Origin of the sequence: Campylobacter showae CC57C, assembly GCF_000344295.2 — a bacterium.
Taxonomy (GTDB): domain Bacteria; phylum Campylobacterota; class Campylobacteria; order Campylobacterales; family Campylobacteraceae; genus Campylobacter_A; species Campylobacter_A showae_B.
Genome location: NZ_AOTD01000188.1, coordinates 1 through 11967, shown reverse-complemented (window position 1 = coordinate 11967; position 11967 = coordinate 1). Strand labels below are relative to the sequence as shown.

Here is an 11967-nt window from a genome sequence, read left to right as displayed (position 1 = left end):
TTTGCCCTGCCGATAAAGTGGGTGGTTAAGCCTGTGCAGGGCGAATTTGAGGGCGGCAAGGCGCTAACAGAATACGGAATATCTGTAAATTCGCCGCTCATAAACGGTCTTGGCAGTGAAGAGGCAAAACTAAAAATCATAGAAAAATTTGAAGCGGATAAGATCGGCAAACGCGTCGTAAATTTTAAAATCCGCGACTGGGGCATCTCTAGACAGCGCTACTGGGGCGCGCCGATACCGATGGTGCACTGCAAGTGCTGTGGCGTCGTGCCTGAAAAGATCGAAAATTTGCCCGTGACGCTACCTGACGACGTGCAGATAACAGGCGAGGGAAATCCGCTCGATAAACACGAGAGCTGGAAGCACGTAAAGTGCCCAAAATGCGGCGGCGAGGCTATCCGCGAGACCGATACGATGGATACGTTTTTTGAGAGTAGCTGGTATTTCGCCAGATACGCTAGTGACGAAAAAACGTGGCAGGAATGCGCATTTGACGAAAAAAGCGTGAATTATTGGATGAATGTGGATCAGTACATCGGCGGTATCGAGCATGCGATCTTGCACCTGCTTTACGCGAGATTTTTCCAAAAGGCTTTGCGAGATCTAGGCTACCTCAGAGACGACGAGCCGTTTGAGCGACTACTCACTCAAGGCATGGTACTAAAAGACGGCAAAAAAATGAGCAAAAGCAAGGGCAACGTGGTTGATCCAGATGATATCATACATAAATACGGCGCCGATACGGCGAGGCTTTTTATCCTATTTGCCGCTCCTCCGCAAAAAGAGCTTGAGTGGAACGACAGCGCAGTCGAGGGCGCGTTTAGATTTTTAAACCGCTTGTACGAACGAAGCTCGGGCGTAAAAAGAGGCACGCAAATTCCGCAGATAGCGCACGCAAATTTGAGTAAAGAAGAAAAATACGCGCGTATGAAGGTTTATGAGGCGCTTAAAAAATCAAACGACGTTTACGATGAAAATTTTACCTTTAACACCCTAATCGCCGCCTGCATGGAGGCCCTAAACGCGGTAAACGCGCAGGATAATCAGGACGTAACGACGGAAGCCTTTTTTATCATCTTAAATTTGCTAGAGCCTATCGTACCGCATGTTGCAAACGAGCTTAGCGAGCAGTTATTTGGTAGGGCGAATTTTACGAAAATAGAAATTTTAGACGAGGTTTTTGAAAAAGATAGCTTAAATTTGGCTATCACCGTTAACGGCAAAAGGCGCGGCGAATTTGAAGCACCGAGTAGCGCAAACGAGGATGAGGTTTTGGCTCTAGCTAGACAAAGCGCGGCTAAATGGCTAGAAGGAAAAGAAATAATCAAACAAATTTACGTGAATGGAAAGCTCGTAAATTTCGTAATAAAAGGCTAAAATTTGAAGATAAAAATTTTACTATTTTTAGCGGCTTTCGTCTTGGTCGGATGCGGCTATAAGCCCGTCTCAAAGATCACGAACGACATAATGGGCGACCGCGTCTACGTAAACGTGCTAATAAGCAAAGAAGAGCCTAAAAATAGCGTCTGGATCAAAGATAGCGTGCTAGAGGGTATCGTAACAAGGCTAGGCAAGCGCATGAGCTACGATAAAAACGAGCCTACGACGATAACGGTCTCGATCAAATCGCTCAACTACCAGGCGTTGTTATACGACGAAAACGGCTACGTGACGTCGTATAAAGCGATACTAACGCTAAATTTCGATACTAAGTTAAAAGGCGGCAAGATGCTATCGGTGACGACTTCCGGCGAGCATGACTTTACCGTTTCGCAAAAGGTAAGAGATACTAGATTTGCAGACGGCGTCATCAGCGAGAGCGAGAAGTATAACGCCATAAAAGAGGCTTCGCAAGAGGCTTTTGACGAGTATATCGCCGTGCTTGCGGTAAAGGGGCTAAAAAATGGCAATTAGCGTAAATCAGATCATAAGAGAAGCCATACAAGCGATAAAAGATCGCGGACTCGTGTTTACTCCAGATAACTACGCGGAGGTTTTTTGCGAAATAGCGAAAAAAAACGGCGTTACCTTGCCCGAGTGCCAAAAGCTCGAAAAATACGTCGCAAGGCTAAACGATGATTTTAAAGATCAGCTAAAGCAAAAAAACGTAAAAAACGTGGACGAGCTTTTTGCGTTTATGGCCTCTAGGTTAAATTCGCCAAGCATAATAGACAACTCAAAGCTCGTAAGCGCGCTTTTGCTAATGAATAAAAGGGTTTTGCAAAGCATATCCCTCCTGCACAACAAAAATGCCAAAGAGCTCTCTGAAAGCAGCATAGAGGCGCTAAACAGGAGGCTTGACGTAGCCACGGTAGAAAAGATAAAAGACAAGTGGTTTGATTTTCTAACCGATTACGACGATTCGTTTTTAAAGCGTCTTGGCTCATACGGCATAAAAAAATTCGACGATTTGCAATCTATCGTCATAGAGCTTGATAATGCAACCATAAAAGAGCTAGATAGCACGCAAATTTACGAAAAAATAATCCCGCTCATAGCTATGATGCTAGAGCCTTCTATCACCGATAAAATCAGCGACGACGTAAGAAAGATAAATAAAATTTTAAAAAGCGATCCGAGCCTGCTCGAAGACGGTCAAACAAGAGAAAAAATAGAAGAGCTAACTAAAAAGCGAATTGAGCTAGATAAGGCTGAAATTTTAAATAAAGTCGGCGTGCTCGATAAGGTTTTAGACGGCATAAATAACCAAATCGTAAGCCTAATCAGTAGCTCGTCAAAAAGCTCTAGCACGATGCAGTACATCAAAGACGACCTAAGCTCGATAAATTTGCGCGAAGATAGCTTTGAAGGCATCAGGGACAAGATGCTAACCATCGCCGACGCCCTTGACGGCGAGGTTAAACAGCTGGGCGAGCAGATGGTAAACGATCAAAAGACCATAAAAGAGCTTCAAGAAAGAGTAAATAAGCTAGAGACCGATCTAGAAAGCGCAAGATCTCAGAGTAAAGAGGACTTTTTAACCAAAACCGGAACCAAAAAGGCGCTAGTTGAAGAGCTCGAGCGAATGGAGCAAAAATACAACAGATACGGCAACGATTACGGCGTTTGCTTTTTTGACATAGACCACTTTAAACGCATAAACGACGTTTACGGGCACGAAGCGGGCGACGTCGTCTTGGCTACCATAGGCAAGATGCTTAGAAAATACTCCCGCCAGGCTGATTTCGTCGGTAGATACGGCGGCGAAGAGTTTGTTATTTTACTGCCCGAGATTTCTCTGTCCGATGCAGTCAAATTTGCCGAAAAGATGCGAGAAATAGTGCAAAATTCTAAATTTATGTATAAAAACGAGCGCATAGACGTGACGGCAAGCTGCGGCGTAGCGATAAGAAGCGCAAGTACGGGCTCGAATGCGACGATAGAAGAGGCCGACAAGATGCTTTATCGGGCAAAGCAGGGCGGCAGAAACAAGGTCATGCCGGAATGCTAAATGAATGTTAGATAATTTTTTAGAAAACAAACCCCTTTTTTATAAGGAAATCAACCGCGCGCGTATGCCAAGCGCCTTTAAATTTGTACAAGGCGCGTTTAAAATACCAAAAATCATCCATCTTATCGGCACGAATGGCAAGGGTAGCACTGGGCGATTTTTGGCGCAGATGCTCGCTCGCGGCCATAGTGTCGGACACTATACGAGCCCGCATATTTTCGAGTTTCGAGAGAGATTTTGGATGAACGGCGCCGTAGCTAGCGCAGATGCGCTCGAGACGGCTCACGAGAGGCTGATTAAAATTTTACCTCCCGAGATCGCGCGCTCACTTTCGTATTTCGAGTATGCAACGCTGCTTTGCGCTCCGCTTTTTGAGGGGTGCGACTTTTTCGTCTGCGAGGCTGGCGTTGGAGGAGAATTTGACGCTACGAACGTATTTGACAAGCGCCTTAGCCTCTTTACTCCGATCGGTTTTGACCACACGGCGCTGCTTGGCGACACGTTAGAGCAGATCGCGACGACTAAATTTAACGCGATGGCGGACGCTGCTTTGATGAACGACGAGATGAGCGAGCTTTGCGTAGGTATCGCTAGGCAGATCGCTGCCAAAAAGGGTGCGACGCTCAAATTTGCCTCCCAAAATTTAAGCGACGATGATAAAAACGAGATTAAAATTTATGCGGATAAATTCGGCTTACCCGAGTTTTTGCGTTCAAATTTGACGCTTAGCTCTTCTGCGTTTAAGGAGCTAGGCTTTAGCTTAAATTTAGCAAATTTAGGCGCGCTCGATCTTAGCGGACGCTGCGAAAATATCGCGCCAAACGTTACTATCGACGTTGGACACAACGAGATGGCGGCGCAGGCTCTCGTGAAAAGATTTGCGGGCAAAAAGCTAAATTTGATCTTTAACGCCTTTGCCGACAAGGACATAAAAGCCGTCCTAAAGGCGATCAAACCGATCGTTAAAAAAACCTACATCATCGAGTACGAGACGCCCGGCCGCGAGCTAGCAACGGCGCAGGTGAAAGATGCCTTGCGCCAGCTTGATATGGAGTTTGCCGACTTTGCGGACGTGCGCGCGGACGAGGAGTATCTGGCGTTTGGGTCGTTTTACCTCGTGGAAGCCTTCTTGAAAAGGTACCGCGGTGCAAAGTGAGGTTTTTGAGTATTTTTTAAACGGAGGCGATGCGCAGCTACTCGTCTGCGAGGATGACAAGGAGTCTATCGCGGCTCTTAGCGCTGCGGAATTTGCCGGGCTTAGGGCTTTTAGATTGCCCGATTTTAGAGCGCGCGAGGGCGATGATCTGCGCAGCTTTAGCGCCGAGCTTTTTGAGCTATCCTCCGAGCTAGCCAAATTTTACGAATTCGAGGGCAAAAAGCTCCTCATCAGCCCTGTTTGCACCGTCCTAAACAAACTTCCGGGCAAAAAACATCTACAAAAGCTTACTCTAAATTTCGGCGATAAAATCGATCCAAAAGAGCTAGCCGAAAAGCTACTGCGCTTTGGCTACGAAGCGGTCGATATCGTAGAGAGCGAGGGCGAGTTTTGCGTTCGCGGCGAGATCATCGATATTTTTTGCGTCGGCGCGCAGGAGCCAAACCGCATTTTGCTTTTTGACGATGAGATAGAGAGCATCAGACATTACAGCACGCAAACGCAAATTTCAAACAAAACCGAGCTAAAAAGCGTTGAAATTTCGCCTTTTATCGCGGCTCTGGGTGAAGCTGAATTTGAAAAAACCTCCGAAAAAATAAAAGATATGCAAACGGACGCGCTAATCAGCGACCTAAAGACGCTCGGATTTTGGGCGATAGACGGCTTTATAGACTATACGCGCGAATTTAAAACGGTTTTAACGAAAAAATTTGACGGCTTTGAGCGCGATCTGGGCGAGGTGGCAAATTTGCCCGTATTGCCCGCGGCTAAAGTTTATAAAGATTTAAGCGTAACTTTAAACGCCGATTTTTTCGAGCTAAATAAAAATAAAAAAATCAAGGTTTTAGCGCGCAACGAAGGTCTTTTTAACGCATTAAATTTGAGCGAATATCAAAACGTAGAGTTCGTGCAAACCGAAGCGGCATTAAATTTGGTCTCACCACGCGAAATCATCGTTTCGCTAAATAAATTTGAAAAGAAAAAGCGCGCCAAAAAACCGAGTCTAGTCATCGACGAGCTAAAGGCGGACGACTACGTCGTGCACGAGGAGTACGGCATCGGCAAATTTACGGGGCTTGAAAAGCTAACCGTGCTAGGCAGGACGCGCGAGTTCGTCGTGATCGTTTATCAAAACGAGGACAAGCTGCTACTGCCCGTCGAGCATCTAAATTTGATCGACCGATACGTCGCAAGTAGCGGCAGTATCGCGGTTTTAGACCGCCTTGGTAAGGCAAATTTTGCCAAGATAAAAGAAAAAGTTAGAGCCAAGCTTTTCGTAATCGCGTCAAAGATTATTTCACTAGCCGCGCAGCGCGAGCTAATCCACGGTGAAATCATCGAAAAAGACGATGCGGAGTATCTAAATTTCTTGCAAAACGCGGGCTTTGCCTACACTAGGGATCAGGAGCGCGCCTCAAGCGACATCGCAAACGATCTAAAAAGCGGCAAGGTGATGGATAGGCTGCTTAGCGGCGACGTGGGATTCGGCAAGACAGAGGTCGCGATGAATGCGATATTTAAATGCGCAAAATCGGGCTTTCAGGCGCTATTTTTTGTGCCGACGACGCTTCTTAGCTCGCAGCATTTTAAAAGCCTAAAAGAGCGGCTGGGCAAATTTGACGTTAGCGTCTTTAAGCTTGACCGTTTCACGAGCGCAAAGGAAAAAGCGGCTGCGGTTAAGGCGCTGGAGGCGGGACAGCCTTGCGGTTGCGTGGGTACGCACTCGCTTTTATCGGTTAAGCCGTCAAATTTAGGCCTCATCATCATCGACGAGGAGCATAAATTCGGCGTCAAGCAAAAGGAAAAGCTAAAAGAGATATCAAGCGCCTCGCACGTGCTATCTATGAGCGCGACTCCGATACCGCGCAGCCTAAATATGGCGCTTTCAAGCGTCAAAGGCTACTCCGTGCTACAAACTCCGCCAAGCTCGCGCCTAGACGTGAGAACCAGCGTGCGCGAGTGGGATGAAAAGGCGGTAAAAGAGGCCATCATGCGCGAACTGCGCCGCGGCGGGCAAATTTTTTATATCCACAACCACATCGCCCCCATGCCTCCGGCAAAAAAGCAAATTTTAGACATCATGCCAAATTTGCGCATCCTCACGCTACACTCCAAGATCGACGCTAAAACGACCGAAGAGGAGATGATGAAGTTTGAAAACGGCGAGTACGACGTGTTGCTAAGCACCAGCATCGTAGAAAGCGGCATACATCTGCCAAACGTAAACACTATCATCATCGAGAGCGCGAATAAATTCGGTATCGCAGACCTGCATCAGCTACGCGGACGCGTCGGTAGGAGTGACAAGCAGGCGTATTGCTACTTCCTGGTCGAAGACAAAAACGCCCTAAGCGCAGACGCTCTAAAACGCCTAGTCGCGCTTGAGAGTAATTCGTTTTTGGGCTCGGGCAGCGTGCTAGCCTATCACGATTTAGAGATCAGAGGCGGCGGCAACCTCGTCGGCGAAGCCCAAAGCGGCCATATCGAGGCGATCGGCTACTCGCTCTACATCAAGATGCTTGAAGAAGAGATAAATAAACTACTAAATAAAGAGAGCTTTGAGAGCGCGAAAATCGACCTGAAGCTTAGCATAAACGCGTTTTTAAATTCGGAGTTTATCGGCGAGGATAGGCTGCGCTTGGAGCTATATAGACGGCTTAGCAAGTGCAAAGAAGTTGCCGAGGTTTACGAGATAGAGGGCGAGATCGAGGATAGATTCGGCAAGCCCGACATCTACACCAAGCAGTTTTTAAGCCTCATTATAATTAAAATTTTAGCTATAAAAGCGGGCTTTAAAGCTATCTCAAACGCCGAGCAAAATATCGTGCTAACAGCGCAAAACGGCGAACAAACGAGACTAAGATCAAAGAGCAAAGACGATGACGACGTGATAGAGGAGATCTTGATCTATCTTAGAAAACTAAATAAAGGACGGGCGGAAAAATGATAGACTGGAATACGACTGCCGCAGCGATTTATCGGCGAAAATTCGGCGCTTTAAAGGGCGTAACGGACGTTGATTTCACACAGCTTGAGGGGCTTATCGGGATCGAAAAGCAAAAAGAAGAGCTCGTGGAAAATACGCGAAATTTTTTAGAGGGCAAGGGTGCTAATCACGCGATACTTTGGGGCGCGCGAGGCTGCGGTAAAAGCAGCCTGGTTAAGGCCGTTTTTACTAAATTTTACCCCGAGGGCCTTCGGTTAATCGAGCTAAAAAACGACGAGCTAGAGATGATACCCGAGATCATTTACGAGATCAGGGATAGCAGCTTTAAATTTATCGTTTTTTGCGACGATCTTAGCTTTGAGGCTGGAGATATGAGCTATAAATTTTTAAAACCCGTGCTTGAAGGTTCGATCGAAAAGGCGCCTAAAAACGTGCTCGTTTACGCCACATCAAACCGCCGCCATCTGATCAGCGAACTAAAAAGCGACAACGATGGCGCGAAGGTCGGCGAGACTGAGCTGCACTATAGCGACGCAGTCGAGGAAAAGATCGCGCTTAGCGATAGATTCGGGCTTTGGCTCAGCTTTTATCAGGGCAGTTTTGCGGACTATCTAAAGATCGTGGATTTTTATTTTAAAGATTTCGTGGGCGATAGAGCCATGCTTCACGAGCTAGCCAAACAATACGCCCAGCTTCGCGCGAGCCGCTCGGGACGCACCGCAAGACAGTTTTATCTAAGCTATAAAGATAAAATTTGATGGCAAATTTAACTAGAGTAGGATTTGTCGGCGACATCGTCGGACGCGCTGGACGCACCGCGGTTATACAAAATTTACCCAAATTTAAGCGCGAGTTTGAGCTTGACTTTATCGTCGCAAACGCCGAAAACGCAAGCGGAGGCTTTGGTCTAACCGCAACCAACGCGCACGAGCTGCTGGACTGCGGTATCGACGCGATCACGGGCGGCAACCATAGCTTTGATAAAAAAGACGTAGTCGCGCTGATGGACGCTCTGCCTATCATCCGTCCGTATAACCACTTCGCAGGCACGGCCGGGCGCGGAGCGATAAATTTGAACAAAGATGGCAAAAGCCTAAGCGTGGTAAATTTGATGGGGCACTATGGCTTGCCGCATACGAACAACGCTTTTTTGGAGGCCGAGCGTGCATTAAAAGAGTGTGAGAGCGAAAATATCCTCATAGACTTTCACGCCGAGGCCACGAGCGAGAAAAATGCGTTTTTTAGGCTATTTTGCGGGCGAGTAGGCGCGATAGCGGGCACTCATACGCACGTGGGCACCGATGATCTTCAAATTTTAAACGGCACGGCCTACGTGAGCGACGTCGGTCTTAGCGGGGCGTTTGACGGCGTCATCGGCATGGACGCGGAGGCGCCCGTGAAGAGCTTTTTAACGGGACTTAAGCACTCGTTTAAGGTAAATGAAAAATGCAGGCGAATCTTTCAAATGGTCGTGTTTGAATTTGATGGCGGGCACTGCACGGACGCCTTTAAGGTCCGCGTGATAGACGGAGTTGGCGAGCCTTTGGTACAGCGGGCAGTTAAATTTATATAAACGAGAGCAAATTTGAGCCGCGCAAGGCTAGCTACGGCTTTTACTCAAATTTAAGTGTGGCGGCGTTTTGGGCGGTAAATTTGAGCAAGAGCCACACGCTAAATTTGCTAAAAAACAAAGAAAAAAGGAAAAACCATGGATAGCACGCAGCTTTTTTTGACGCTAAAAAACGCGGGCGTAAAGGCTGACGCGGACGGCCCTCTTTGGTGGCCGAGAGCCGGGACTTTCGAGGTCGTGGTCGGTGCCGTCTTGATACAAAATACCAACTGGAAAAACGCCGATAAAGCGCTAAATAATCTAAAAAACGCAAATTTGATGAGCCTTGAGGGCATAGTAAAAACTCCCGCGGCCGAGCTAGCCTTGCTCATAAAACCAAGCGGCTTTTATAACACAAAGGCAAAACGCCTAAAAACGCTTTGTGATGCGATTTTTAAAAAATTCGGCGATTTTGAAAATTTCAAAGAAAACGTCAGCCGCGAGTGGCTGCTTGGCGTCAAAGGCATCGGCGCGGAGAGCTGCGACGCGGTGCTTTGCTACGCGTGCGGACGCGAGGTGATGGTCGTAGATAGCTACGCATTGCGGATTTTGAGCTTTTTGGGGTATGAGTTTGAAAGCTACGAAGAGGCGCGCGAATGGCTAGAGGCCGTAGATAGCGAGCAAATTTGCAAAGCCTACGAACGCGAGCTAGAGATGAATGAAATTTATGCCAAATTTCACGGCAAGATAGTGGAGTTTTGCAAGGCGCACTTTAACGGCAAAAAGCTAGACGACGCCGGCGAGGAGATACTAAAATGCATAAAATAGGAGCAAAGATGAAGATAAATTTTATAAATTTACAGGCCCAGTATCAAAAATACAAAAACGAAATCGACGAGCAGATCAAAGAGGTGCTAGATAGCTCGGTCTATATCGGCGGCAAGGTCGGCGAGCTGGAGGAAAATCTGGCTAAATTTAGCGGCGCAAAGCATGCTATAGCTTGCAGTAGCGGCACGGACGCGCTGCTATTAGCCTTTATGGCGCTTGATATAAAGCCCGGCGACGAGGTCATCACGACGCCTTTTACCTTTATCGCTACGGCCGAGATGATAGCGTTTCTGGGCGCAAAGCCCGTGTTCGTCGATATCGACAAGAAGACGTATAACATCGATCCAAATTTGATCGAGGCAAAGATCACGCCAAAGACCAAGGCTATCGTGCCGGTGTCGCTTTTTGGCCAGGCAGCCGATATGGCGGCGATAAACGCCATCGCGCAAAAGTACGGCCTAACAGTCATCGAGGATGCGGCGCAAAGCTTTGGCGCGAGCCAAAACGGCGTAAAGTCCTGCAATCTCTCGCGCATCGCTACGACCTCGTTTTTCCCGGCTAAGCCGCTTGGCTGCTACGGCGACGGCGGAGCGATATTTACGGACGACGACGCCCTAAACGAAAAAATACGCATCCTGCTAAACCACGGCCAGTCCGAGCGCTACATCCACAAATACGTCGGCATAAACGGCAGACTCGACGCCATCCAGGCGGGCATTTTAAACGTCAAGCTAAAGTACCTTGACGCGGAAATCACAAAACGCCAAGAGATCGCGGCGCGGTATTCTTGCGAGCTAAAGGGCGTCGTAGCGCCTTTTGTCGCGGAGGGTAACGTCTCGGCGTGGGCGCAGTACTGCATCCGAGTAAGAGATAGAGCCAGGATGCTAGAAGTCTGCGCGCAAAAAGGCGTGCCGACGGGAGTTTATTACCCTGTGCCGCTGCATTTGCAAGAGGTATTTAAGGATCTTGGCTACAAGCGGGGTGATTTTGCCGTGAGCGAGGCGGTGGCGCAGGATATAATGGCTCTGCCGATGTCTGCGTTTGTGACCAAAGAGGAGCAAGACTACGTCATCGAGGTTATAAATAATGCTTAAATTTGCGCTCATAGGTCTTGGCGTCATGGGTAAAAACCACTACCGCGCGCTGCAAAACGTCGCGAGCGTGCAGATAGTAGCGCTTTGCGATCCGTTTTGCAAGGAAAATTTCGCGCATAAAATTTACGCTGATCTTGACGAGATGCTAGAGAGCGAAAATTTAGACGCTGCCGTCATCGCTACGCCGACCTCGCTACATAAAGAAACGGCGCTAAAATGCATGCAAAAGGGACTAAATTTGCTCATCGAAAAGCCAGTTTGCGCAAATGCTGCGGACGCTCAAATTTTACTAGAGGAAGCGCAAAAGCGAAATATAAAAGTAGCAGTCGGGCACGTCGAGCGCTTTAACCCCGCGATCACGGCGCTAAAAAAAGAGCTAGCAAACGAGGAAATTTACAGCGTGCAAATAACTAGAAATGCGCCATTTCCGCAGCGAATCACGGACGTGGGGATACTGGCCGATCTAGCCGTGCACGATATAGATCTGATTAGATTTTTAAGCGATAAAGAGATAAAAAGTGCGGATATAAAAAGCTCGCGCAAAATCCACGCCAAATTTGAAGACAACGCGGTTTTGTCGTTTGAGCTTGAGGGCGAGATAGCGGCTCTCATCGCTACTAGCTGGCTAGCGCACAGACGCAAAAGAATGGTCGAGGTCGCGTGCAAAGGGGCGGTTTATGAGGCTGATTTACTAAATCAGAGCCTTGTTAAATTTAGCGAATTTGACGCAAGCGCGTGCAAAATGCAAAATATATTCGTAAAAAGAACCGATCCGCTAACAAGCGAGCTAGAGGACTTCGTGCATCTTTTAAGCGGCGAGCAAAGCTCGGGAGCAAGTATAAAGGACAGCCTAAAAACGCTAAAAATCATAGAGAGTGCGAGCTAAATTTTAGGCTGAAATATAAAAGAAAATTTATTTTTTTATATTTTATTTATATTTAT

General features: G+C 47.5%; 10 protein-coding genes. All 10 read left to right on the top strand.

The window, feature by feature from the left end:
- Window positions 1–1377 (top strand): class I tRNA ligase family protein (locus H740_RS07150; protein ID WP_002952791.1); only part of this gene is annotated, 1377 nt, incomplete at its 5' end.
- A gap of 3 nt (window positions 1378–1380) precedes the next feature.
- Window positions 1381–1914 (top strand): putative periplasmic lipoprotein, encoded by a 534-nt coding sequence (locus H740_RS07145; protein WP_002952788.1) that lies wholly within the window; start codon window positions 1381–1383, stop codon window positions 1912–1914.
- Entirely contained in the window at window positions 1904–3451 is a 1548-nt protein-coding gene (locus H740_RS07140; RefSeq protein ID WP_002952785.1) for a GGDEF domain-containing protein, read from the top strand. The genes H740_RS07145 and H740_RS07140 overlap by 11 nt, the downstream gene beginning before the upstream one ends.
- A 4-nt stretch (window positions 3452–3455) precedes the next feature.
- Window positions 3456–4607, top strand: coding sequence for a folylpolyglutamate synthase/dihydrofolate synthase family protein (locus H740_RS07135; RefSeq protein WP_002952784.1), 1152 nt, complete (start codon window positions 3456–3458; stop codon window positions 4605–4607).
- Window positions 4597–7554, top strand: a complete 2958-nt coding sequence (locus H740_RS07130) for a helicase-related protein (protein ID WP_002952783.1) — start codon at window positions 4597–4599, stop codon at window positions 7552–7554. Before H740_RS07135 ends, H740_RS07130 begins: the two co-directional genes overlap by 11 nt.
- Window positions 7551–8312 carry an ATP-binding protein gene (locus tag H740_RS07125; protein WP_002952782.1) on the top strand — a complete coding sequence of 254 codons (762 nt, stop codon included), beginning with the start codon at window positions 7551–7553 and terminating at the stop codon, window positions 8310–8312. The genes H740_RS07130 and H740_RS07125 overlap by 4 nt, the downstream gene beginning before the upstream one ends.
- The gene (locus H740_RS07120; RefSeq protein WP_002952781.1) at window positions 8312–9127 is read left to right on the top strand and encodes a TIGR00282 family metallophosphoesterase; all 816 of its coding nucleotides are present in this window, start codon (window positions 8312–8314) and stop codon (window positions 9125–9127) included. The genes H740_RS07125 and H740_RS07120 overlap by 1 nt, the downstream gene beginning before the upstream one ends.
- 135 nt (window positions 9128–9262) lie before the next feature.
- On the top strand, window positions 9263–9931 hold the full coding sequence (locus tag H740_RS07115) for a 3-methyladenine DNA glycosylase (protein WP_002952780.1): 669 nt from the start codon (window positions 9263–9265) through the stop codon (window positions 9929–9931).
- Window positions 9932–9939: 8 nt separating this feature from the next.
- Window positions 9940–11025 (top strand): DegT/DnrJ/EryC1/StrS family aminotransferase, encoded by a 1086-nt coding sequence (locus tag H740_RS07110; protein WP_034957642.1) that lies wholly within the window; start codon window positions 9940–9942, stop codon window positions 11023–11025.
- A complete protein-coding gene (locus tag H740_RS07105; protein ID WP_002952778.1) occupies window positions 11018–11911 on the top strand; it encodes a Gfo/Idh/MocA family protein in 894 nt (297 codons plus the stop codon). Before H740_RS07110 ends, H740_RS07105 begins: the two co-directional genes overlap by 8 nt.
- The last annotated feature ends 56 nt before the right edge of the window (window positions 11912–11967 follow it).

Coding starts and splice junctions, on each gene's coding strand:
- H740_RS07140 (WP_002952785.1), top strand. CDS start 1,904: ATGGCAATTAGCGTAAATCAGATCATAAGAGAAGCCATACAAGCGATA.
- H740_RS07135 (WP_002952784.1), top strand. CDS start 3,456: ATGTTAGATAATTTTTTAGAAAACAAACCCCTTTTTTATAAGGAAATC.
- H740_RS07125 (WP_002952782.1), top strand. CDS start 7,551: ATGATAGACTGGAATACGACTGCCGCAGCGATTTATCGGCGAAAATTC.
- H740_RS07120 (WP_002952781.1), top strand. CDS start 8,312: ATGGCAAATTTAACTAGAGTAGGATTTGTCGGCGACATCGTCGGACGC.
- H740_RS07115 (WP_002952780.1), top strand. CDS start 9,263: ATGGATAGCACGCAGCTTTTTTTGACGCTAAAAAACGCGGGCGTAAAG.
- H740_RS07110 (WP_034957642.1), top strand. CDS start 9,940: ATGAAGATAAATTTTATAAATTTACAGGCCCAGTATCAAAAATACAAA.
- H740_RS07105 (WP_002952778.1), top strand. CDS start 11,018: ATGCTTAAATTTGCGCTCATAGGTCTTGGCGTCATGGGTAAAAACCAC.